General features: G+C 64.3%; 17 protein-coding genes. 12 read left to right on the top strand and 5 right to left on the bottom strand.

Going from position 1 to position 24321, the window contains the following annotated elements; translation table 11 throughout:
- Positions 1-71: 71 nt before the first annotated feature.
- Together J2X92_RS05710 and J2X92_RS05705 are read right to left on the bottom strand one after the other, a co-directional pair.
- Positions 72-701, bottom strand: a complete 630-nt coding sequence (locus J2X92_RS05710) for a response regulator transcription factor (protein WP_055796273.1) — start codon at positions 699-701, stop codon at positions 72-74.
- Complete coding sequence (locus J2X92_RS05705; RefSeq protein WP_307574120.1) at positions 698-3241, bottom strand: PAS domain-containing sensor histidine kinase; 2544 nt, start codon at positions 3239-3241, stop codon at positions 698-700. The genes J2X92_RS05710 and J2X92_RS05705 overlap by 4 nt, the downstream gene beginning before the upstream one ends.
- A 217-nt stretch (positions 3242-3458) precedes the next feature.
- Here J2X92_RS05705 and aceE point away from each other — a divergent pair, with 217 nt between their 5' ends.
- From aceE to lpdA (J2X92_RS05685), 4 genes are read left to right on the top strand one after another with little or no spacing between them, the layout of a single operon-like run.
- Positions 3459-6173, top strand: a complete 2715-nt coding sequence (gene aceE, locus J2X92_RS05700; RefSeq protein WP_307574119.1) for a pyruvate dehydrogenase (acetyl-transferring), homodimeric type — start codon at positions 3459-3461, stop codon at positions 6171-6173.
- Between the two features lie 50 nt (positions 6174-6223).
- On the top strand, positions 6224-7882 hold the full coding sequence (aceF, locus tag J2X92_RS05695) for a dihydrolipoyllysine-residue acetyltransferase (RefSeq protein ID WP_307574117.1): 1659 nt from the start codon (positions 6224-6226) through the stop codon (positions 7880-7882).
- A complete protein-coding gene (locus tag J2X92_RS05690; RefSeq protein WP_307574116.1) occupies positions 7879-8472 on the top strand; it encodes an MFS transporter in 594 nt (197 codons plus the stop codon). The genes aceF and J2X92_RS05690 overlap by 4 nt, the downstream gene beginning before the upstream one ends.
- Positions 8469-10289, top strand: coding sequence for a dihydrolipoyl dehydrogenase (gene lpdA, locus J2X92_RS05685; protein WP_307574115.1), 1821 nt, complete (start codon positions 8469-8471; stop codon positions 10287-10289). The genes J2X92_RS05690 and lpdA (J2X92_RS05685) overlap by 4 nt, the downstream gene beginning before the upstream one ends.
- Before the next feature lie 96 nt (positions 10290-10385).
- Here the strand turns inward: lpdA (J2X92_RS05685) and J2X92_RS05680 are convergent, their stop codons facing one another.
- Positions 10386-10970, bottom strand: a complete 585-nt coding sequence (locus J2X92_RS05680; protein ID WP_307574113.1) for a C40 family peptidase — start codon at positions 10968-10970, stop codon at positions 10386-10388.
- A 241-nt stretch (positions 10971-11211) separates the two neighbouring features.
- Here J2X92_RS05680 and J2X92_RS05675 point away from each other — a divergent pair, with 241 nt between their 5' ends.
- On the top strand, positions 11212-12342 hold the full coding sequence (locus tag J2X92_RS05675) for a PQQ-dependent sugar dehydrogenase (protein WP_307574111.1): 1131 nt from the start codon (positions 11212-11214) through the stop codon (positions 12340-12342).
- An 8-nt stretch (positions 12343-12350) separates the two neighbouring features.
- Here J2X92_RS05675 and J2X92_RS05670 read toward each other — a convergent pair whose 3' ends face one another.
- Complete coding sequence (locus tag J2X92_RS05670) at positions 12351-13148, bottom strand: alpha/beta fold hydrolase (RefSeq protein ID WP_307574109.1); 798 nt, start codon at positions 13146-13148, stop codon at positions 12351-12353.
- 68 nt (positions 13149-13216) lie between these two features.
- Between J2X92_RS05670 and J2X92_RS05665 the strand changes: the two genes are divergently transcribed.
- The 7 genes from J2X92_RS05665 to J2X92_RS05635 all read left to right on the top strand — a co-directional run bounded on the left by J2X92_RS05665 (position 13217) and on the right by J2X92_RS05635 (position 23473).
- Positions 13217-13819: an isochorismatase family protein gene (locus J2X92_RS05665; protein WP_307574107.1), complete on the top strand. Its 603-nt coding sequence runs from the start codon at positions 13217-13219 to the stop codon at positions 13817-13819.
- 133 nt (positions 13820-13952) lie between these two features.
- Positions 13953-15890 (top strand): propionate--CoA ligase, encoded by a 1938-nt coding sequence (locus tag J2X92_RS05660; protein WP_307574724.1) that lies wholly within the window; start codon positions 13953-13955, stop codon positions 15888-15890.
- 180 nt (positions 15891-16070) lie between these two features.
- Complete coding sequence (locus tag J2X92_RS05655; RefSeq protein ID WP_307574105.1) at positions 16071-18947, top strand: 2-oxoglutarate dehydrogenase E1 component; 2877 nt, start codon at positions 16071-16073, stop codon at positions 18945-18947.
- A 52-nt stretch (positions 18948-18999) separates the two neighbouring features.
- The gene (odhB, locus tag J2X92_RS05650; RefSeq protein WP_307574104.1) at positions 19000-20262 is read left to right on the top strand and encodes a 2-oxoglutarate dehydrogenase complex dihydrolipoyllysine-residue succinyltransferase; all 1263 of its coding nucleotides are present in this window, start codon (positions 19000-19002) and stop codon (positions 20260-20262) included.
- 13 nt (positions 20263-20275) lie between these two features.
- Positions 20276-21706 (top strand): dihydrolipoyl dehydrogenase, encoded by a 1431-nt coding sequence (lpdA, locus tag J2X92_RS05645; protein WP_307574103.1) that lies wholly within the window; start codon positions 20276-20278, stop codon positions 21704-21706.
- Between the two features lie 4 nt (positions 21707-21710).
- Positions 21711-22811, top strand: a complete 1101-nt coding sequence (zapE, locus tag J2X92_RS05640) for a cell division protein ZapE (RefSeq protein WP_307574102.1) — start codon at positions 21711-21713, stop codon at positions 22809-22811.
- Positions 22808-23473: a hypothetical protein gene (locus J2X92_RS05635; protein ID WP_307574101.1), complete on the top strand. Its 666-nt coding sequence runs from the start codon at positions 22808-22810 to the stop codon at positions 23471-23473. Before zapE ends, J2X92_RS05635 begins: the two co-directional genes overlap by 4 nt.
- Before the next feature lie 40 nt (positions 23474-23513).
- On the opposite strand, the gene J2X92_RS05630 is transcribed toward J2X92_RS05635, so the two are convergent.
- On the bottom strand, positions 23514-24284 hold the full coding sequence (locus tag J2X92_RS05630) for a PP2C family protein-serine/threonine phosphatase (RefSeq protein ID WP_307574098.1): 771 nt from the start codon (positions 24282-24284) through the stop codon (positions 23514-23516).
- Positions 24285-24321: the final 37 nt, after the last annotated feature.

Genomic DNA, 24321 nt, shown 5'->3' with positions numbered 1-24321 from the left:
TCGATTTTCCAAGTAAAAACGCCCGCTTGCGCAGGCGTGGTGGACATGTATTGCTATGGGGACAATAGCTTCTAGGCTTTGGAGGGCGCCGCCTGTCCAAGGGCGATCTTGAGCAGATCGGCCACGGTGTTGGCGTTGAGCTTTTCCATGATGTTGGCGCGGTGCGCCTCGACCGTCTTGATGCTGATGCCCAGGTCGTCGGCGATCTGCTTGTTCAGGCGGCCGGCCACGATGCGTTCGAGCACCTGGGCTTCGCGGCCGGTGAGCTTGGACAGCAGCGCGTCGCGGCTGGCCGACTGCTGGTGCTGGGTGAAGGCGCCGCGCGCATGTTCGAGCATGCGCTCGACCAGCGTCACTAGCTCTTCGTCGTTGAACGGCTTCTGGATGAAATCCATGGCGCCCTTCTTCATGCTGTCGACCGCCATCGGCACGTCGCCGTGGCCGGTGATCACCACGATGGGCAGCGGGGAGCGCCGTTCGATCAGCCGGTCCTGCAGTTCGAGGCCCGTCATGCCGGCCATGCGGATGTCGACGATCAGACAAGCGACTTCGCGCGGGTCATATCGGGAAAGAAAGGACTCGGCGGAATCGAAACAGCGGACTCTGTAGTCCTTGCCTTCGAGCAGCCATTGCAGCGAATCTCGTACCGCCTCGTCGTCGTCGACGACATAGACAGTGCCCTTCTTCGGAATCAAACTCATGCAGGTACCTTTGCCTCGTCGCTTGCTACGGAACTGGGAGCATCCAACACCGGAATCCAGAAGGAAAAACGGCATCCGATCACATCCGGGCCATTGTAGATGTTCTCCGCCTGCATGCGCCCGCGGTGCGACTCGACAATGGTGCGGCAAAGGTTCAACCCGATACCCATGCCTTCCGGCTTGGTAGAGAAAAATGCTTCATACAGCCGGTCCATCACTTCGGGTGCCAGGCCCTTGCCGGTGTCTTGCACCGAGAACTCGATGGCGTTGTGGCCCTCGATCACCTTGGGCAGCACGCGCAGCTCGACGCTCCGGCGCGCCAGCGGGCGCTCGGCAATGTCGATCGCCTCGGCCGCGTTCTTCAACAGGTTGACCATTACCTGCTCGATCAGTATCGGGTCCACCTGCACCACCGGCAGCCGAGCCGCCACGTAGTGGTTGAGCCGCACATTACGCCGGCGCAGCTCGATGCCCGCGAGCTCGACCGCCTCGCTCACCATGGTGGCCACGTCGGCGGCGGTGCGGTTGGGCTCGCTGCGTTTCACGAACGAGCGGATGCGCTGGATGATCTGGCCCGCGCGCTGGGCCTGCTTCGATGTTTTTTCCAGCGCCGCAAGCAGCGCGTCGGAATCGATCGCCTGGCCTTTGATGCGCGACATCATCCCGTTGCAGTAGTTGGTGATGGCAGTCAGCGGCTGGTTGAGTTCGTGCGCCACGCTGGAGGCCATTTCGCCCATGGTGATCAGTCGGCTTGCCGCCTGGGCGCGATCGGCTTGCGCGGCGGCCTGCTCCTCGGCGTCGCGCCGGGGCGTGATGTCGGTGGCAATCACCAGCTGGGCGAGCCGGCCGTCAACCCACGTCAGGTAGCGCGAACGCACTTCGAGCCACTTGCCCAGGTGCGGCACGAATATCTCGTTGTTGGCGGTCTGGGCGGCGGTCAGGGTATCGATCGGCAATCCGGCGTAGGGGTCGACGTCGTCCAGCCCTTCGTCGTGCGCATTGGAGGCCGGCACGCCGGCCTGCGCCACCATCCCCAGGTGGCCCACGGTGTCGGAGCCGAACCACAGCCGGTACAGCTTGTTGGCGAACAGCAATTCCTCGCTGCCGATGGGCGCCACCGACACCGCGGCATCGAGCGCCTCGAGCACCGTGGTGAAGCGCTCGTAAGACGCCGACAGCTGCTCGCGGATGCGCGTGGGCTCGGTGATGTCGGTCATCGATGTCATCCAGCCCGTCTGGTGGCCGCGCGCGTCGATCAGCGGCGACACATAGAGCCGTGCATTGAAAACGCTGCCGTTCTTGCGTTTCACGCGGACCTGGAAGCCGCCGGGCAGTGCGCGCCCGTGCAGTTCTTCCTCCAGCCGCTCGTTCATGACCTCGCGGTCCGATTCCAGCCAGTAGGGGAAGGGCGGCGACTGGCCCACCAGTTCGGCCTCGCTCCAGCCGGTCATTGCGCAGAACGCGGCGTTCACGTAGGTGATGCGGCCTTGCAGGTCGAGCACCCGCATGCCGGTGAGCATGGAGTTTTCCATCGCGCGCCGGAAGTTGGTTTCGGCCACCAGCCGCTGCTGGGCCTGCTGGCGCCGGCGGGTGTGGCGCCAAGTGCCAATCAGCATCCAGCTCGTCAGCACGCTGAGCGCACAGACCAGCCAGAAGAGGCCATTGCCGACAACCCCCTGCGAGGTGCGGTAGGCCTGTGCCCGCAGCACCAATGCGTTGCCGACGGGCGACACCGGCACTTCGTATTCGTTGGTTCTCTCCGACCAGGGCAAGAGCCTCGTGCCGCCTTCCCGGGTGCTGGCGGTGGTGTTGCCGGCGATCACGTTGCCCTTGGCGTCGAGCAGCGAAACGGCATAGCGCGCCTGTACCTCCGAAGGCATGCCATATCGCAGCAAGCCGTCGACCGAAAACTCGCCCAGCACCACGCCCGCGAACAGGCCTTGGTCGAAAAGCGGAATGTGCAGCTGCAGCATGGCCGTGGGGTCGGCGCCAGCCATGGGCTGCGAGAAAACCGGCTGGCGCAGCTCGCGAGCGAGTGCGTAGTTGCTTTCGATGTCGCCGGGGCGAAGCACGTCGCCGATCAGGTGTTGCTGCGAAGGATGGACACTGGGCGCGGAATAGCCGGCCTTGAACCGGCGCCTGTCGTCGATCCACGTGACGGTCTGCAGCTCGGGAAACTGGCTCACCAGCGATTCGGCCCGGCTCGCGAACTCGACCGGATCGATCTCCCGGTTGGAGGCGTCGCGCGCGATGCGCATCAGCTGTTCCTGGCGTTCCAGGAGGCGAAGGCGCATGCGCTGTTGCGCGTACTCGACGTCGCGCCGCACCGATTCCTGCTCGCGCTCGACCTCTTCGGTGCGCAGATACCAGAACGCCGAGACGATTGCGGCCAGAAACAGCAGCACCGCCGCGATGGGCGCCAACATGGCGACGGCGTCCTGCAGCACCGGCGTTTGCCGACGCCACCAGCGGCGCCACCATGAAAGAGGTGACGCATTCACGGCGCTGCGGGCCGCCGCCAGCGGAGAGGAAAGAGGCATCCTGCGAGTTTAGGTGATGCCTCTTGCGCGGTTGGCACCGACGCCGCAGTGACACTGGTTCCGCCACGGTTTGGGCGGGAGAAAAGGTTAAACGAAAATATCACATTAAGAAATCGTCATGCACTATTTGAAATTGAAGTATTTCTATGAGAAACTTCGGCGCGTTGAACGAAGAGCGCACTAAATTACCGCCACAGCCCTAAAAGGAGAGACAAGCATGTCGGCAAATCCAGAGAACCTGTTCGGCTCGGCCGCAAACGACGCGGACGCCCAGGAAACCCGTGAATGGATGGATGCACTGTCCTCCGTGATTCAGAGCGAGGGGCCTGAGCGGGCTCACTTTCTTCTGGAGCAACTGCTGGAGCATGCGCGGCAGCACAGCATCGATAAGCCGTTCTCCGCCAATACCGCTTATGTGAACACCCTGGAGCCCGACCAGGAAGAACGCTGCCCCGGCAACCTCGAGATCGAAGAGCGCCTGCGCGCCTACATGCGCTGGAACGCCATGGCCATGGTGGTCAAGGCCAACCGCCACCATCCGCCCGAAGGCGGCGACCTGGGCGGCCACATCGGTTCCTTTGCCTCGCTGGCCAACATGTTTGGCGCCGGCTTCAATCACTTCTGGCACGCCGAGAGCGAAAACCACGGCGGCGACTGCCTCTATATCCAGGGCCACGTCTCCCCCGGCATCTATGCCCGCGCCTACCTCGAAGGCCGCCTGAGCGAAGAGCAGCTGCTCAACTTCCGCCAGGAAGTCGACGGCAAGGGTCTGTCGAGCTACCCGCATCCGAAGCTGATGCCCGAGTTCTGGCAGTTCCCCACGGTGTCGATGGGTCTTGGCCCCCTGATGGCCATCTACCAGGCCCGCTTTCTCAAGTACCTGCACGCCCGCGGCATTGCCAACACCGAGAACCGCAAGGTGTGGGTGTTCTGCGGAGACGGCGAAATGGACGAAGTCGAATCGCTGGGCGCCATCGGCCTGGCCGCGCGCGAAGGCCTCGACAACCTGATCTTCGTCATCAACTGCAATCTGCAGCGCCTGGACGGTCCGGTGCGCGGCAACGGCAAGATCATCCAGGAGCTCGAGGGCGAGTTCCGCGGTTCGGGCTGGAATGTGCTCAAGCTGATCTGGGGCAGCGGCTGGGACCCGCTGATCGCACGCGACAAGGAAGGTGCGCTGCGCAAGATCATGATGGAGACCAATGACGGCGACTATCAGTCGTTCAAGGCCAACGATGGCGCCTACGTGCGCAAGCACTTCTTCGGCCGCGATCCGCGTACGCTCGAAATGGTGTCCAAGATGAGCGACGACGACATCTGGCAGCTGCGCCGCGGCGGCCACGATTCGCAGAAGGTCTACGCAGCCTTCGACGCGGCCGTGAAGCACAAGGGCCAGCCCACGGTGCTCCTGATCAAGACGGTCAAGGGCTTCGGCATGGGCAAGATCGGCGAAGGCAAGAACACGGTCCACCAGACCAAGAAGCTCGGCGACGAGGACATCAAGGCCTTCCGCGACCGCTTCAACATTCCGATTCCGGACAGCCAGATTGCCGACCTGCCGTTCTACAGGCCGGCCGACGACACGCCGGAAATGAAGTACCTGCATGAGCGCCGCAAGGCCCTGGGCGGCTACCTGCCGCACCGCCGCACCAAGGCAGACGAGAGCTTCACGGTGCCTTCGCTCGAAACCTTCAAGGCGGTGATCGAACCGACGGCCGAAGGCCGCGAGATCTCGACCACGCAAGCCTACGTGCGCTTTCTCACGCAGCTTCTGCGCGACAAGGCGCTGGGCCCGCGCGTCGTTCCCATCCTGGTAGACGAAGCCCGCACCTTCGGCATGGAAGGGTTGTTCCGCCAGATCGGCATCTACAACCCCGCAGGCCAGCAGTACACCCCGGTCGACAAGGACCAGGTCATGTACTACAAGGAAGACAAGGCCGGCCAGATCCTGCAGGAAGGCATCAACGAAGCCGGCGGCATGTCTAGCTGGATCGCGGCGGCCACGTCGTACAGCACCAACAACCGCATCATGGTGCCGTTCTACGTGTACTACTCGATGTTCGGCTTCCAGCGCATCGGGGACCTGGCCTGGGCGGCGGGCGACATGCAGGCGCGCGGCTTCCTGCTGGGCGGCACCTCCGGGCGCACGACGCTGAACGGCGAAGGCCTGCAGCACGAAGACGGCCATAGCCACATCCTGGCCAATACGATCCCGAACTGCGTGAGCTACGACCCGACCTTCGCGCACGAAGTGGGCGTGATCCTGCACCATGGCCTGAAGCGCATGGTCGAGAAACAGGACAACGTCTACTACTACCTGACGCTGCTCAACGAGAACTACCCGATGCCCGGCCTCCAGCCCGGCACCGAAGAGCAGATCATCAAGGGCATGTACCTGTCGAAGCAGGGCCCCGCGCTCAAGGCCAAGGCGCCCACGGTCCAACTGCTGGGCAGCGGCACCATCCTGCGCGAAAGCTTTGCCGCGCAAGAACTGCTCGAGAAGGATTGGGGCGTCTCGGCTTCCGTGTGGAGCTGCCCGAGCTTCAACGAACTCACGCGTGACGGCCAGGACGCCGACCGCTGGAACCTGCTGCACCCCGACCAAACGCCGCGCGTGCCCTTCGTGGCAGAGCAGCTCGCGCCCACGACTGGCCCGGTGGTCGCGTCGACCGACTATATGAAGGCGTATGCGGAACAGATCCGCCCCTTCATTCCCAAGGGCCGCACCTACAAGGTGCTGGGCACCGATGGTTTCGGCCGCAGCGATTTCCGCAACAAGCTGCGCGAGCACTTCGAAGTCAACCGCCACTATATTGTGGTGGCCGCGCTCAAGGCGCTTTCCGAAGACGGCACGGTACCAGTGGCCAAGGTGGTCGAGGCGATCAAGAAGTACGGCATCAATGTCGACAAGGTCAACCCGCTTTACGCCTGAACATCAACAATCAACGAACGAACGGCGCCTCACGGCGGGAGACAAACGATATGGCAGCAGTGGAAGTCAAGGTGCCGGACATCGGCGATTTCGATGAAGTCGCGGTGATCGAGGTGCTGGTGAAGGTGGGCGACACGGTCAAGGCCGAGCAGTCGCTCATCACCGTGGAATCGGACAAGGCCTCGATGGAGATTCCGTCGTCGAGCGCCGGTGTGGTGAAGGAAATCAAGGTCGAGGTCGGCGGCAAGGTCAAAGAGGGCTCCGTGGTGCTCGTGCTCGAGGCCGAAGGCGCGGGTGCTGCTGCAGCACCGGCCCCTGCGCCTGCTGCGGCCCCGGCTGCCGCTGCGCCTGCGCCAGCCGCAGCGGCGCCTGCCCCGGCTGCCGCACCGGCCGCCTCGGGCCCGGTCGAGGTCAAGGTGCCCGACATCGGCGACTTCAAGGACGTCGCCGTCATCGAGTTGCTGGTCAAGCCCGGCGACACGATCGCGGCCGACCAGTCGCTGATCACGGTGGAGTCGGACAAGGCCTCGATGGAAATTCCGTCGTCGGCTGCCGGCGTGCTCAAGGAGCTCAAGGTCAAGGTGGGCGATACGGTCAACATTGGTGACCTGATTGCCGTGTTGGAAGGCACTGCGGGGGCTGCAGCACCTGCACCTGCGCAGGCCGCGGCAGCCGCGCCCGCCGCTGCAACCGCCAGCGCCCCCGCGCCGGCCACTGCTTCGCCGGCGCCGGCCGCTGCCGCACCGCACGAACCCACTGTGGCGCCCACGGGCAAGCTTCCGCACGCCTCCCCGTCGGTGCGCAAGTTCGCACGCGAACTCGGTGTGCCGCTCGAAGAGGTCAAGGGTTCCGGTCCCAAGGGCCGCATCACGCAGGAAGACGTCCAGAGCTTCACCAAGGCCGTGATGAGCGGCCAGGCCAGCACCAAGGCTTCGGCAGCCAAGGCGCCGGCAGGCGGCGGCGCGGACGGCGCGGCGCTGGGTCTCATTCCGTGGCCCAAGGTCGACTTCACCAAGTTCGGCACGGTCGAGCGCAAGGACCTGTCGCGCATCAAGAAGCTCAGCGGCGCCAACCTGCACCGCAACTGGGTGATGATTCCGCACGTCACCAACAACGACGAAGCCGACATCACCGAGCTTGAAGCCTTCCGCGTCTCCACCAACAAGGAGAACGAGAAGTCGGGCGTCAAGGTCACGATGCTGGCCTTCGTGATCAAGGCAGTGGTCGCGGCGCTGAAGAAGTACCCCGACTTCAACGCCAGCCTCGACGGCGACCAGCTGGTCTACAAGCAGTACTTCCACGTCGGCTTTGCGGCCGACACGCCCAACGGGCTGGTGGTGCCGGTGCTGAAGGATGCCGACAAGAAGGGCATCCTGCAGATCAGCCAGGAAATGGGTGAACTCGCCAAGAAGGCGCGCGACGGCAAGCTCGGCTCGGCCGACATGCAGGGCGGCTGCATGTCGATCAGTTCGCTCGGTGGCATTGGCGGCACGCATTTCACGCCCATCATCAATGCCCCCGAAGTGGCCATCCTCGGCCTCTCCAAGGGCCAGATGAAGCCGGTGTGGGACGGAAAGCAGTTTGTGCCGCGCCTGACGCTGCCGCTGTCGCTGTCTTACGACCACCGCGTGATCGATGGTGCCCTGGCTGCGCGTTTCAACGCCTACCTGGGCCAGGTGCTCGCGGATTACCGTCGAATCCTGCTATGACCACGGTAGTGGCCGTCCGCAAGGGCGGTCAGGTCACGATGGCAGCCGATTCTCTGGTGACCTTCGGCGACACGCGGCTTTCGCACCGCGCCGAGGCCAACCAGAAGATCTTCACCGTCGAGGACGCGGCGGGGCAGAGCCTCTTTGCCGTGGCCGGCGCCGCCGCGCACTTCCTGGTGCTGCAGCATGCGCTGGCCGCGCAGCCGCGCGAGGCGCTGCTGTTCGGCAGCAAGCACGAGATCTTCCGCACCTTCACGCTGTTGCATCCGGTGCTGAAAGACTCGTTCTTCATGCAGACCAAGGAAGACGAGCACGAGCCCTACGAGTCGAGCCAGTTCACGATGCTGATGGCCAATGCCAGCGGCATCTACGGCATCTACAGCTACCGCGAGGTGTTCGAGTTCAAGCAGTTCTGGGCCATTGGCTCGGGACGCAGCTTTGCGCTGGGCGCCATGCACGCGGCCTATGACATCAAGTCGCGCACCTCGCGCGACGTGGCGGAGGCGGGAATCGCCGCTGCCTGCGAATTCGATCGCAATTCGGCCCCACCGGTCGACGTTCTCACACTCAAAATGAAAGTGTCCAAATGAGCGAACAACAAATCAAGGTGCCCGACATCGGTGACTTCGACGAAGTCGCGGTGATCGAGGTGCTGGTCAAGGTCGGCGACGCGGTCAAGGCCGAGCAGTCGCTGATCACGGTCGAATCGGACAAGGCCTCGATGGAGATTCCGTCGTCGGCGGCCGGCGTGGTGAAGTCGCTGGCGGTCAAGGTGGGCGACAAGGTCAAAGAGGGTTCGGTGGTGCTGACGCTGGAGGTCGATGGCGCCGCGGCGCCCGCCCCAACCGCGGCTGCACCCGCGCCCGCCGCAGCGGCCCCCGCGCCGAAGGCGGCAGCCCCGGCTCCGGCCGCGGCGCCCGTGGCTTCCACCTACGGAGGCAAGGTCGACGTCGAGTGCGACGTCATCGTGCTCGGCGCCGGCCCCGGCGGCTACTCGGCCGCGTTCCGCGCCGCCGACCTCGGCCTCAAGGTGGTGTTGATCGAACGCTACGCCACGCTCGGCGGCGTGTGCCTGAACGTCGGCTGCATTCCTTCGAAGGCGCTGCTGCACGTCGCATCGGTTATGGACGAAGTGAAGCATTTCGCCGACCTCGGCGTCAGCTTTGCCGCGCCCACGGTAGACCGCGCCAAGCTGCTCGGCCACAAGAACAAGGTGGTGGGCAAGCTCACCGGAGGCCTCACGGCCATGGCCAAGATGCGCAAGGTGACGGTGCTGCGCGGCGTCGGCAACTTCATCGACCCGTACCACCTCGAAGTCGAGGAAACCTCGGGCACCAGCTGGGACACGACCGGCAAGAAGCAGACCGTCAAGTTCCGCAACGCGATCATCGCGGCCGGTTCGCAGTCGGTGAGCCTGCCATTCATGCCGAAGGGCGATCCGCGCATCGTTGACTCCACGGGCGCGCTCGAAATGGGCACCGACCCCAAGCGCATGCTGATCCTGGGCGGCGGCATCATCGGCCTCGAAATGGGCACGGTGTATTCCACGCTCGGCGCGCGCCTGGACGTGGTCGAGATGCTCGACGGCTTGATGCAGGGCGCCGACCGCGACCTGGTCAAGGTGTGGCAGAAGATGAACACGCCGCGCTTCGACAACATCATGCTCAAGACCAAGACGGTCGGTGCCGAAGCCACGAAGGAGGGCATCAAGATCACCTTCGAGGGCGAGCAGGCGCCGAAGGAGCCGCAGGTGTACGACCTGGTGCTGCAGGCCGTGGGCCGCAGCCCGAATGGCAAGAAGATCGGCGCCGAGAAGGCCGGCGTGGCGGTGAGCGACCGCGGCTTCATTCCGGTCGACATCCAGATGCGCACCAACGTGCCCCACATCTTTGCCATCGGCGACATCGTGGGCCAGCCCATGCTGGCGCACAAGGCGGTGCACGAGGCGCATGTGGCGGCCGAGGTGATCGCCGGCGAGCAGAAGGGCGACAAGGAGCTTTCGAGCGCCGCCTTCAATGCCCGCGTGATCCCGAGCGTGGCCTACACCGACCCCGAGGTGGCGTGGGTGGGCCTCACCGAAGACCAGGCCAAGGCCGAAGGCATCAAGATCAAGAAGGGCCACTTCCCGTGGACCGCTTCGGGCCGCGCCATTGCCAACGGCCGCGACGAGGGCTTCACCAAGTTGTTGTTCGATGCCGAGACACATCGCATCCTGGGCGGCGGCATTGTCGGCACGCATGCTGGCGACATGATCGGCGAGATCGCGCTGGCCATCGAAATGGGTGCCGACGAGATCGACATCGGCAAGACCATCCATCCGCACCCGACGCTGGGCGAAAGCATTGGCATGGCGGCCGAGGTGGCGCACGGTACCTGTACCGATCTGCCGCCGGCAAAGAAGGCCTGATCGATCGGGCGGCCGCTCCCGGGCAACCGGAGCGGCCACAAAAAATCCCGCCGCGGCGGGATTTTTTTGGTTCTGATTCGCGAAGGAGCGGTTGGCTCAGTTGCCGGAGTGCGCCGCGGCGGCGGCAGCGGCCTTGACCTCTTCGTTCGGAGCGCCACCGAGCACGCGGCGGGCGCCATCGAAGCGGCGGCTCCAGTAGCTGCCGTTCATGTCTTCCACGCGCACCTGGGCGCCGGTACGCGGCGAATGGATGAATTTGCCTTCGCCAACGTAAATGCCGACATGGCTGAAGGCGCGGCGCATGGTGTTGAAGAAGACGAGGTCGCCGGGCTTGAGCTGGCTGCGATCGATCTTTTCGGTGGCGGCCGCTTGCTCCTCGGCACGGCGGGGCAGCAGGTGGCCGACCGTCTGGTTGTACATGGCGCGAACGAAACCGCTGCAGTCGAAACCTGACTCTGCGGTATTGCCACCCCGGCGGTAGGGAACACCGAGAAAGCCGATGGCCGTGACGACCAGGTCGGAGGTCCGTTCGGCGACGGTTTGGCGGACCTGCTGGAGTTGTCCGATCAGGCCCTTGTCGGCGAGCAAGCGGGCAAGTTCGTCATCGGTTCGGTCCTGTTGGGGGGCGGCCTGGACGGCGACGGCAAACAAGAGAGACGCGGGTAGGACGAAAAAACGCATGGCGCGTAGGATATTGATGACGCGCGGTTATGTCAACCTCATCCGAATTAACGAATGTAGCCGCAACCTATTGATTTAAAAACTATTTTTCGATTCGGCTGAAGAAAAAATGTAACGGTCAACCTTTATGAACCATAAGTGATTGCCTGCAGGTTAACTTTTGTACTCAGCTTGATTGGGTTAACAGCGTGGATTTGCACCGCAATAGGCGTCAAGATTGGTTCAATTACCTGGAAAAGACATGAACCTGCGCATCCGCACGATCCTCTGCCTCCTGGGAAACGGTGCTCTCGTCGCCGGTTTGGGTTTTTGGGGGACCGCCTTGGCGCAGATACGGCCGGAGACTGTTTCTTCCGGACTTGAGAATCCGTGGGGCGTGGCCTTTCTGCCGAGCGGCCGTTTTCTGGTTACCGAGCGTCCGGGCCGGTTGCGGCTGATCGGCGCCGACGGAAAGATCGGCGCACCCATCACCGGCCTGCCTGCGATCGCTGCGGGAGGCCAGGGAGGCTTGCTCGACGCACTGGTCGATTCAGGCTTCGAAAAGAATCGCACCTTGTATTTCTGCTTTTCCGAGCCAGCGGCCAACGGGTCGTCCAACAGTACGGCGCTGGCGCGCGCCCAACTCTCCGAAGACGGCACCAAGCTGGAGAACCTCAAGATCATTTTCAGCCAGCAGCCCAAGGTGGCGAGCCGAAACCACTTCGGTTGCCGCATTGTCGAGTCGCGCGACAGCACGCTTTTTCTCACGCTGGGCGATCGATTCAGCCGCAAGGAAGATGCACAGAAGCTAGACAACCATCTGGGGAAGATCGTGCGCATTGCCAAGGACGGCACGGTGCCCGCGGACAACCCATTCGTCGGCAAGGCCGGCGCGCTGCCCGAAGTCTGGAGCTACGGCCATCGCAACGGGCAGGGCGCGACGCTTGCGCCTGACGGCCGCTTGTGGATGATCGAGCACGGCCCGCAAGGCGGCGATGAGATCAACATTTCGCAAGCGGGCCGCAATTACGGCTGGCCAGTGATCACCTACGGCGAAAACTACGGCGGCGGCAAGATCGGCGACGGCATCACCGCCAAGGAAGGCATGGAGCAGCCGCTGCATTACTGGGTGCCTTCCATCGCGCCATCTGGCATGGCCTTTCTCACCAGCGAGCGTTATGGCGCAGGGTGGAAGGGCAATCTGTTCGTAGGATCGCTGAAGTTCGGCTATCTCGACCGAATCGAACTGAAAGACGGCAAGGTAGTCGCCGAACACAAGCTGCTGGCTGATGGCAGGGCCCGCATACGCGATGTGAAGCAGGGGCCGGACGGATGGCTCTATGTGCTGACCGATGAGTCCGATGGCAAGTTGCTGCGGCTGCGTTCGAACTGATTTTTCGTTCAGCCGGGACAGCCCGGCAGTGGCAGCGTCGGCAGCATGCGCCGCCAGAGCCGCGTCCACTCGGGCCAGTCGTGGCCGCCCTCGGTCGTGAACACGCGCTCTTTGGGCAGCGCGGCGGCCAGCAATTGGTGGCTGAAAGCAAAGCGATCGTCGGTGCCGTAGCCCAGGTAGAGCGGCGCCCGGGCGCCGAAGGTGGCGGTGGTGCCCACGTAGCCGCGCAGCCATTGCCAGAGCTGTGTCTCGTTCGGGGCTCGCGGGTCGCTGCCTGGCAGATCGCCCAGCGGCCCGGTCCAGCGCGCCAAGCCGCCGGCATTGGCGATGTCGGCGCTGAGCGCGCGTTCTCCGAGGTAGGGCGCAAGTGTCACCAGGCCAGCGAGTTCGCCGGGATGCGTTTGCGCGTACAGCAGTCCGCCGAACCCGCCGACCGAGATGCCGACGATCCAGATCGACTTGTAGCCTTTGCCGCGAGCCTGCACCATCACGTCACGCTCCAGGCGATCGAGGATGGTCTTGCCTTGGTAGTAGCCCAGATGCGCGTCGACCAGCATCACGTCGACTGCGAGCCTGTTGTCGTTCAGTGCCTTCACGAAGCCTTCGCGCGTGAACTCGTCGGGGTGCGAGTACGCGCCGGGTAGCAACACGAGCAGGGTGTCGGCGTTCGGCGTGCAGCTGCTCTTTTCGAGCGTGCTGTCCAGCGGCGCCTTCGCGGTGCGCAGCCCGCCGCATCCGGTCACCACGAGCACCGCGCAAAGGGCCAGAATCCGCAAATGAAGCCGGGTCGGAAAGAAGATCTGCATCCGCTCGGAGTCTAGTTTCGGTGGTACGGTCTGGCCCATCAATTCCATCTGAATGAAAGAAACGGTTCATGCTGCTCGACGCCTCGCAATCCCAACTCGTGCTGGTCGACTATCAGGCGCAACTGATGCCTGCGATCTTCGAGGCCGATGCCGTGGCGCAGAACGCAGTGCGCCTGGGCAAGATGGCGCGCCTGTTCGAGGTGCCGGTCTGGGGGACCGAGCACAACCCCTCGAAGCTCGGCGAAAACGTGCCCGACATTCGCGCACTGTGCCAGCGCACTTTGTCCAAGATGCACTTCAGCGGCATGGAGGAGGGCCTCGGCGAATGGCTGCGCGTGCCGGCCAAGGCGCCGCAGGGCAATGCCCGCAGCCTGCCCAAGCACCTGCAGAAACCCGCCGCCGCGGCCGAAGAACGCAACATGATCGTGATTGCCGGCTGCGAGGCGCACGTCTGCCTGCTGCAGACGGCGCTCGACCTGCTGGAGGACGAGTTCGAGGTCTGGGTCGTGACCGACGCGTGCAGTTCGCGTACCGAGCGCAACCGCGATGCCGCCTTCGACCGTCTGGCCGGCGCGGGCGCCGAACTGGTCACGACTGAAATGGTCGGCTTCGAATGGCTGCGCACCGCTGAGCATCCGGCATTCGCCGAGGTGCTGAAGCTCATTCTCTGATGTGGAGTGAAGCCAGCTCGATAGGCGTTTAGCGTAGGGGAGGCGCGGGCGGAACCCGATTGTTCGAGCCGTCAGCTTGCTGCAAGATCGGTCTCCATAATTATGAATTCAGTTTTGGCGTGACCGCCGGACGATTCAATATAAGGAGACACCACAGATGAGCCGCTACGAAGAGTTCTATCGCCAGTCCGTCGACGCGCCCGAGGCCTTTTGGGTCGAGCAGGCCAGGCTGATCGATTGGCAGACGCCCCCGGCCCAGGTGCTGGATGCCAGCCGGCCGCCATTCGCCCGGTGGTTCGTGGGCGGCACCACCAATCTGTGCCACAACGCGGTCGACCGGCACCTGGCCGATCGCGCAGACCAGCCGGCGCTGATCTTCGTCTCGACCGAAACCGGCACCGAAAAGACCTACAGCTTTCGCGAACTGCATGCCGAGGTGCGGCGCACCGCCGCCAGCCTCGCCGCGCTGGGTGTCGGCAAGGGCGACCGCGTGCTCATCTATATGCCGATGATCCCCGAGGCCGCGTTCGCAATGCTGGCCTGCGCCCGGATCGGCGCCATCCACTGCGTGGTGTTCGGTGGCTTTGCAAGCGGCTCGCTGGCCACGCGCATCGAGGATGCCGAGCCCAAGGTGGTGGTGAGTGCCGATGCAGGTTCGCGCGGCGGCAAGGTGATTGCATACAAGCCGCTGCTCGACGAGGCCATCCGGCTTTCGAAGCACAAGCCTTCGGCGGTGATGCTGACCGACCGCGGCCTGGCCCCCATGGATCTGGTGGCCGGTCGCGATCATCTGGCTGCCGAGCTGGTCCGGAAGCACCGCGATGCCGAAGTGCCTTGCACCTGGCTGGACGCCACCGACATCAGCTACACCATCTACACCAGCGGCACCACCGGCAAGCCCAAGGGCGTGCAGCGCGACGTGGGCGGCTACGCCGTGGCGCTGGCCGCGAGCATGAAGCACATCTTCGACGGCCGACCCGGTGAAACGTATTTCTCGACCAGCGACATCGGCTGGGTGGTGGGTCACAGCTACATCGTCTATGGCCCGTTGATCGCCGGCATGGCCACCCTCATGTACGAAGGCCTGCCGACGCAGGGCATCGACAAGCAACCAGACGGCGGCATCTGGTGGCGTCTGGTCGAGAAGTACAAAGTGACGGTGATGTTCAGCGCTCCCACCGCGGTGCGCGTGCTCAAGAAGCAAGACCCGGCGCTGCTGAAAAAGTACGACCTGTCGAGCCTGCGTGCGCTGTTCCTGGCAGGCGAACCGCTCGACGAACCCACAGCTCGCTGGATCAGCGATGGACTGGGCGTGCCGATCATCGACAACTACTGGCAGACCGAGTCGGGCTGGCCGATGATCACCATCGCCAACGGCGTCGAGGCCAAGCCGAGCAAGTTCGGCAGCCCGGGCGTTCCGATGTACGGCTACCGCATCAAGATCCTGCACGAATCGACCGGCGAGGAATTGACCGCGCCGAATGAGAAGGGCGTGGTCGTGGTCGAGGGCCCGACCCCGCCCGGGTTCATGCAAACGGTGTGGAAGGACGACGAGCGCTTCGTCAACACCTACTGGAAGAGCGTGCCCGGCAAGATGGTCTATTCGACCTTCGACTGGGGCATTCGCGACGAGGACGGCTACTTCTACATCCTTGGCCGCACCGACGACGTGATCAACGTGGCGGGCCACCGCCTCGGCACGCGCGAGATCGAGGAGAGCATCTCGGGCCACGCCAACGTGGCTGAGGTGGCGGTGGTCGGCGTGGCCGATGCGCTCAAAGGCCAGGTGGCGATGGCCTTCGTCGTGCCCAAGGATGGCCGGGCTTTGGCCGACGCCGACGTGGCCCTGAAGCTCGAGGGCGAGATCATGAAAGTGGTGTCCGACCAGCTCGGCGCGCTGGCGCGGCCGGCCCGTGTCCGCTTCGTGAGCGGCCTGCCCAAGACCCGCAGCGGCAAGCTGCTGCGGCGCGCTATCCAGGCCGTTTGCGAGCAGCGCGATCCCGGCGACCTGACCACCATCGACGATCCCGCCACGCTGCAGCAGATCAAGCAGTTGGTTTCTTCGGCCTGAATGAGCAAAAGCGTGCCTTGCGAAGGCGCGCTCCATCGCCATATGTTTGACGTGGCACAATGCGAAGGTACTCAGGCCCTTCCCCAGCCACAGTCGCATCCGCCAATCGGTTCAGCCGTGTCGCGGAAGGTTTCTTAAACCAGCTAGTGCTTCCTTCAGGGAAGCGAAGGTCAGCGGAATATGAGCGATTCTTCTACGCCATCGGCGTACACCGCCTATCAAGGCAACACCTACCTCTTCGGCGGCAATGCGCCCTATGTCGAGGAGATGTACGAAAACTACCTCGCCAACCCCGGCAGCGTGCCAGACAACTGGCGTTCGTATTTCGACGCGTTGCAGAACGTGCCCGCGGTCGACGGCACCAACACCCGCGACGTGCCGCACCAGCCGGTCATCAACGCCTTCGCAGAACGCGCAAAGCAAGGCACGACCAAGGTCGTGCAGGCCAGCGGCGCCGATTCCGAGCTCGGGCGCAAGCGCACCTCCGTCCAGCAGCTGATTGCCGCCTACCGCAACGTCGGCGCACGCTGGGCCGATCTCGACCCGCTCAAGCGCGCCGAGCGCCCGGCCATCCCGGAACTCGAGCCCTCGTTCTACGGCTTCACCGATGCCGACCTCGAGACGGTGTTCAACACCAGCAACACCTTCTTCGGCAAAGAGGCCATGTCGCTGCGCGATCTGCTCAATGCCTTGCGTGAAACGTACTGCGGCACCATGGGCGCCGAGTACATGTACACCACCGACCAGAACCACAAGCGCTGGTGGCAGCAGAAGCTCGAAAGCGCGCGCACCAATCCGCAGCTGACGACCGAGCAGAAGAAGCATGTGCTCAACCGCTTGACGGCCGCTGAAGGCCTGGAGCGCTTCCTGCACACCAAGTACGTCGGCCAGAAGCGCTTCTCGCTCGAAGGCGGCGAAAGCTTCATCGTCTCGATGGACGAGCTGATCAACCAGGCCGGCGCCAAGGGCGTGCAGGAAATCGTGATCGGCATGGCCCACCGCGGCCGCCTCAACGTGCTGGTCAACTCGCTCGGGAAGATGCCGGCCGACCTGTTCGCCGAGTTCGACCACACCGCACCCGAAGACCTGCCGAGCGGCGACGTGAAGTATCACCAGGGCTTCAGCTCGGACGTGACCACGCCCGGCGGCCCGGTGCACCTGAGCCTCGCGTTCAACCCCTCGCACCTGGAAATCGTGAACCCCGTGGTCGAAGGCTCTGTGCGCGCCCGCATGGACCGCCGCGCCGACCCGCAGGGCAAACAGGTGCTGCCCGTGCTCGTGCACGGCGACGCCGCCTTCGCAGGCCAGGGCGTCGTGATGGAAACGCTGGCGCTGGCTGAAACGCGCGGCTACTTCACCGGCGGCACGGTGCACATCGTCATCAACAACCAGATCGGCTTCACCACCAGCGACCCCCGCGACAGCCGCTCGACGCTGTATTGCTCGGACATCGTCAAGATGATCGAGGCGCCGGTGCTGCACGTGAACGGCGACGACCCCGAGGCCGTGGTGCTCGCCACCCAGCTCGCCCTTGAATTCCGCATGGAGTTCCAGAAGGACGTGGTGGTCGACATCATCTGTTTCCGCAAGCTGGGCCACAACGAGCAGGACACCCCCTCGCTCACCCAGCCGCTCATGTACAAGAAGATCGCCAAGCACCCCGGCACGCGCAAGCTGTACGCCGACAAGCTGAGCGCCCAGGGCCTGGGCGAGACGCTCGGCGACGACATGGTCAAGGCGCAGCGCGCCGCCTTCGATGAAGGCAAGAACACCGTCGACCCGGTGCTCACCAACTTCAAGAGCAAGTACGCGGTCGACTGGAATCCGTACCTCAACAAGAAGTGGACCGACGCAGGCGACACGGCCATTCCGACTAGCGAATGGAAGCGCCTGGCCGAGAAGATCACCACGGTGCCGGCCGGCTTCACGGTGCATCCGCTCGTGAAGAAGGTGTTGGACGACCGCGCCGCCATGGGCCGAGGCGACGTGAACGTCGACTGGGGCATGGGCGAGCACATGGCGTTCGCCTCGCTGGTGGCCAGCGGCTATCCGGTGCGCCTGTCGGGCGAGGACTGCGGCCGTGGCACGTTCACGCACCGCCACGCCGTGCTGCACGACCAGAACCGCGAGAAGTTTGACGAAGGCACCTACACGCCGCTGCAGAACGTGGCTGAAAACCAGGCCCCGTTCGTCGTGATCGACTCGATCCTGTCGGAAGAAGCCGTGCTCGCGTTCGAATACGGCTACGCCTCGAACGACCCGAACACGCTCGTGATCTGGGAAGCCCAGTTCGGCGACTTCGTGAACGGCGCGCAGGTGGTGATCGACCAGTTCATCGCTTCGGGCGAAGTGAAGTGGGGCCGCGTCAACGGCCTCACCATGATGCTGCCGCACGGCTACGAAGGCCAGGGCCCCGAGCACAGCTCGGCACGCCTGGAGCGCTTCATGCAGCTGAGCGCCGACACCAACATGCAAGTGGTGCAGCCGACCACGGCCAGCCAGATCTTCCACGTGCTGCGCCGCCAGATGGTGCGCAACCTGCGCAAGCCGTTGATCATCATGACGCCGAAGTCGCTGCTGCGTAACAAGGACGCGACCTCGCCGCTGTCCGAGTTCACCAAGGGGAGCTTCCAGACCGTCATTCCGGACAGCAAGGGTCTCAAGGCCGAGAAGGTCAAGCGCCTCATCGCCTGCTCGGGCAAGGTCTACTACGACCTGGCCAAGAAGCGCGAGGAACGCGGCGACGACGACGTGGCAATCATCCGCGTCGAGCAGCTCTATCCGTTCCCGCACAAGGCCTTTGCCGCCGAGATCAAGAAGTACCCCAATCTCGCCGACGTGGTGTGGTGCCAGGACGAGCCGCAGAACCAGGGCGCCTGGTTCTTCGTGCAGCACTACATCCACGAAAACATGCAGGACGGCCAGAAGCTCGGCTACTCCGGCCGTGCCGCTTCGGCATCGCCGGCGGTCGGCTACTCGCACCTGCATCAGGAACAGCAGAAGGCGCTCGTCGATGGCGCATTTGGCAAGCTCAAGGGCTTCGTGCTGACCAAGTAAAACAATTTCTTTTCACACGAACACCTGAAGAAAAAAGCGGAGCTCACTCCAAATGTCTATCGTAGAAGTCAAAGTCCCCCAGCTTTCCGAATCCGTGGCCGAAGCCACCATGCTCACCTGGAAGAAGAAGGCCGGCGAAGCTGTCGCCGTCGATGAAATCCTGATCGAGATCGAGACCGACAAAGTCGTGCTGGAAGTGCCCGCACCCTCGGCTGGCGTGCTGTCCGAAATTGTGCAGCCCGATGGCGCCACCGTGGTGGCTGATCAGCTGATCGCGAAGATCGACACCGAAGGCAAGGCCGGTGCCGCAGCGCCTGCTGCTGCGCCCGCCGCCGCAGCGGCCCCCGCCGCAGCAGCGCCAGCAGCTGCAGCCGCCGCTGCCACCGGTGGTTCGAAGTCCGACGTTGCCATGCCTGCAGCTGCCAAGCTGCTGGCCGACAACAACTTGAAGACCAGCGACGTGGCCGGCACCGGCAAGGACGGCCGCGTGACCAAGGGCGACGTGCTCGGCGCAGTGGCCTCGGGCGCCAAGCCTGCGGCGACGATTCCGGCACCGGCTGCCAAGCCCGCGCTGCCGCAAGTCGCCGCGCCCGCTCGCGCGCCCGACCTGGGCGAGCGCCCGGAGCAGCGTGTGCCAATGAGCCGACTGCGCGCCCGCATTGCCGAGCGCCTGATCCAGTCGCAGTCGACCAACGCCATCCTCACCACCTTCAATGAAGTGAACATGGCACCCGTGATGGAACTGCGCAGGCGCTTCCAGGACAGCTTCACCAAGGAACACGGCGTGAAGCTCGGCTTCATGAGCTTCTTCGTGAAGGCCGCGGTGCATGCGCTCAAGAAGTACCCGGTGATCAACGCCTCGGTTGACGGCAACGACATCCTGTACCACGGCTACTTCGACATCGGTATTGCCGTCGGTTCGCCGCGCGGCCTGGTGGTGCCCATCCTGCGCAACGCAGACCAGATGAGCTTTGCAGACATCGAAAAGAAGATCGCCGAATACGGCAAGAAGGCCCAGGACGGCAAGCTCGGCATCGAAGAGATGACCGGCGGCACCTTCTCCATCTCGAACGGCGGCACTTTCGGCTCGATGCTATCGACTCCGATCATCAACCCGCCCCAGTCCGCGATCCTCGGCGTGCACGCCACCAAGGACCGCGCCGTGGTGGAAAACGGCCAGATCGTCGTCCGCCCGATGAACTACCTGGCCATGAGCTACGACCACCGCATCATCGACGGCCGCGAAGCCGTGCTGGGCCTGGTCGCCATGAAGGAAGCGCTGGAAGACCCGTCGCGGCTGTTGTTCGACATCTGAGGAGACTGATCAGATGGCAAACAAACAATTCGACGTCATCGTCATCGGCGGCGGCCCCGGCGGCTACGTGGCCGCGATCCGCGCCGCGCAACTCGGCTTCAACGTGGCCTGCATCGACGAGTGGAAGAACGGCAAGGGCGGCCCGGCACCGGGAGGCACCTGCACCAACGTAGGCTGCATTCCTTCGAAGGCGCTGCTGCAATCGTCGGAGCACTTCGAACAAGCCGGCCACCACTTTGCGGACCACGGCATCAAGGTCGAAGGCCTGGGGCTGGACATCGACAAGATGCTGGCCCGCAAGGACCAGGTCGTGAAGCAGAACAACGACGGCATCCTGTATCTGTTCAAGAAGAACAAGATCACCTTCTTCCATGGCCGCGGTTCGTTCGTGAAGACCGACGCAACCGGCTATGAGATCAAGGTGGCGGGCGCCGCCGAGGAGTCGATCAGCGGCAAGCACGTCATCCTGGCCACGGGCTCCAATGCCCGCGCATTGCCCGGCACGCCGTTCGACGAGGAAAACATCCTGTCGAACGACGGCGCACTGCGCATCGGCGCGGTGCCCAAGAAGCTGGGCCTGATCGGCTCGGGCGTCATCGGCCTCGAAATGGGCTCGGTGTGGCGCCGCCTCGGCGCCGATGTCACGGTGCTCGAAGCACTGCCGACCTTCCTGGGCGCGGTGGACGAGCAGATCGCCAAGGAAGCCAAGAAGGCTTTCGACAAGCAGAAGCTCAAGATCGAACTCGGCGTCAAGGTCGGTGAGATCAAGACGTCCAAGAAGGGCGTGAGCGTGGCGTGGACCAACGCCAAGGGCGAAGCCCAGACGCTCGAGGTCGACAAGCTGATCGTCTCGATCGGTCGCGTGCCCAACACCATCGGCCTGAACGTCGAAGCCGTGGGCCTCAAGCTCGACGAGCGCGGTGCCATTGCGGTGGACGACGACTGCAAGACCAGCCTGCCCAACGTGTGGGCCATCGGCGACGTGGTGCGCGGCCCGATGCTCGCGCACAAGGCCGAGGAAGAGGGCGTTGCCGTGGCGGAGCGCATTGCGGGCCAGCACGGCCACGTCAACTTCAACACCGTGCCGTGGGTGATCTACACCAGCCCCGAGATCGCGTGGGTCGGCCAGACTGAGCAGCAGCTCAAGGCCGCGGGCCGCGCCTACAAGGCCGGCACGTTCCCGTTCCTTGCGAACGGCCGCGCACGTGCGCTGGGCGACACGACCGGCATGGTCAAGTTCCTGGCCGATGCTGCAACGGACGAAATCCTCGGCGTGCACATCGTGGGCCCGCAGGCCAGCGAGCTGATCTCCGAAGCCGTGGTGGCGATGGAGTTCAAGGCCAGTGCCGAAGACATCGCGCGCATCTGCCATGCGCACCCGTCGCTGTCGGAAGCCACCAAGGAAGCGGCACTTGCCGTGGACAAGCGCACGCTGAACTTCTGATCCCTTGACCAGCGTTAAAGAGGCCTATGAGGCGGAACTCGCTGTGCGCGGGTTCCAGAGCGATCCCGCGCAGCTGCGTGCCGTCGAGGCGCTGGATCGCTGCGCGAGGGAGTGGGGCGACTACAAGGCCCAGCGCTCCAACGCGCTGAAGAAGTTCATCAACCGGCCCGAGCTGCCGCGCGGCGTCTACATGCATGGTGGCGTCGGGCGGGGCAAGAGCTTCCTGATGGACTTGTTCTTCAACGCGGTGCCGCTCAGGCGCAAGACGCGCCTGCACTTTCACGAGTTCATGCGCGAGGTGCATCGCGAACTGCGCGAGCTGCAGGGCACGGTCAATCCGCTCGACGAGCTTGGATTGCGTATTTCCAAGCGCTACAAGCTGATCTGCTTCGACGAGTTCCACGTGGCGGACATCACGGACGCGATGATTCTTCATCGGCTCTTGGTGGCGCTGTTCGAGAACGGCGTGGGCTTTGTGACCACGTCCAATTTCAAGCCCGACGACCTGTATCCCGGCGGGCTGCACCGCGACCGCATCCTGCCTGCGATTGCGCTCCTCAACGAGAAGCTCGAAGTGCTCAGCGTGGACAACGGCACCGACTATCGCCGCCGCACGCTCGAGCAGTTGCGCATGTACCTCACGCCCAACGATGCAGGGGCTGAAAGGGAAATGCGCAAGGCTTTCGAAAAGCTGGCCGAAACGGCCGACGAGAGCCCGATCCTGCACATCGAGGCGCGCGAAATCCGCGCCCGGCGCAAGGCCGGCGGCGTGGTCTGGTTCGACTTCAAGACGCTCTGCGGCGGACCGCGTTCGCAGAACGACTATCTGGAAATCGCCAGCCAGTTCCACACCGTGCTGTTGTCCGACGTGCCCCACATGCCGGTGCGCATGGCCTCGGAAGCACGCCGTTTCACCTGGCTGGTCGACGTCTTGTACGACCGGCGCGTGAAGCTCATCATGTCGGCCGAGGTACCGCCGGAGGCGTTGTACACCGAGGGGCCGCTTGCGCATGAGTTCCCGCGCACGGTTTCCAGGCTCACAGAAATGCAATCGAGCGAGTTTCTTTCCCTGGAACGCCGCATCGTCGACACTCGACTGACATGAAACATATCGTTCTCGCCGCGTTGATGACACTGGGCAGCCTGCCTTCGTGGGCGCAGTCCACCGCGGCCGCGGGCAATGCCAATTTCGAGGCCGAGCGCAGCAGGCTCACGGCCGAACGCGCAGCCATCGATGCGCGCTTCGAAAAGGAGCGCGCCGCCTGCTACCAGAAGTTCGCGGTCGAGGATTGTCTGCGCGACAGCCGCAGGCGCCGCCGCGCCGAGACCGATCACATCAAGCGGCAGGAAACCGCCATCAACGACATCGAGCGCCAACGGCGCGGCGCGGCCGAGCTCGAGAAGCTCGACCAGAAGGCCGCCACGCGGCGTCCGCAAGACACGCCCGAGAAGCAGGATGAGTCTCGCCAGGCCCAGAAAGATCGTGAGCAGCGTGCGGCCGACCATGCAGCGAGCCGTGCCGCCACGGCGGCCGAAGCGGACGCGCGCCGGCGCGAGCTGGAAGAAAAACAGAAAGCGCACGTTGACAACCAGGCCAAGGCGGCCCAGAAGCGCTCCGAAGCGCCCGCGGCCGCCGAACGCTTCGAGAGCAAACAGAAGAAGGCGGCCGAGCACCGCGCCAGCCGCGAACGCCAGAACGCCGAACGCACCAAGCCGCGCGGCGCACCCTTGCCTCCGGCATCGCCGGCGTCCGCACCCGCGCGCTGAAACGCGCTGAGCCTTTCGCTCTAAAGGTGAGAGGCGACGTTCAGGCTTCCGCCGGCAGGGCCTCGAGCTTCACCACCGCAATGGAGATGTTGTCGCCCGAGCCGCGAGCGCGGCGGCGCGCTTCTCCCACCAGGATTTCGACTGCTTCGCGCGGCGGTTCTGCGTAGAGAACACTCGCCAGCTCCTCGGGGCTGAAGTAGTGCCATAGCCCGTCGCTGCATGCCATCAGGAGGTCGCCGGGCTGCATCATCGGAATGTAGTGGGGCTCGATAGGAGGCGGCATCGAGGTCATGCCGAGGCAGCCGAGCAGGATGTTGCCCTTGGGGTGGACGTTGGCCTCGGCTTCGCTGATTTCGCCGCGGTCGATCAGCACCTGCACATAGGAGTGGTCGCGGGTGCGCGTGACGAGCTGGCCGTCCTGGAAGTGATAGATGCGGGAGTCGCCGGCGTGAATCCACGCGCAGTCGCCCTTGGGATTCATGAGGAAGGCCGCCAGCGTGCTGTGCGGCTCTTGCTCGCTCGACAGGGCCGTGAGCTTGATGACCGTGTGCGCATCTTCCAGCAGTTGCCGCAGCACCGCCGTTGAACTGTCGCGCTCCGGACTGTAGCGAGAGAACAGCTGGCGCGCCGTCATCAGCACCTGGTCGGAGGCCTTGCGCCCGCCGCTGCGGCCGCCCATGCCGTCGGCAATGACGCAGAGCATGCAGCCGGGCACGCGCGGATGGCTCATCATCAGCACCTGGTCCTGCTGATAGGCCCGGTCGCCCTTGTGGAGCCCGGTGGCGGCGGCAAGTCGAAAGCCTTGGGTCATGAGCGCAAATGCGCCAGCGGCGCGCTTTCTATCTTCT

It is taken from the genome of Variovorax paradoxus (assembly GCF_030811855.1).
Classification (GTDB): domain Bacteria; phylum Pseudomonadota; class Gammaproteobacteria; order Burkholderiales; family Burkholderiaceae_C; genus Variovorax; species Variovorax paradoxus_L.
The sequence above is the reverse complement of the archived record's forward strand: the minus strand, read 5'-3'. Positions and strand labels throughout refer to the sequence as shown.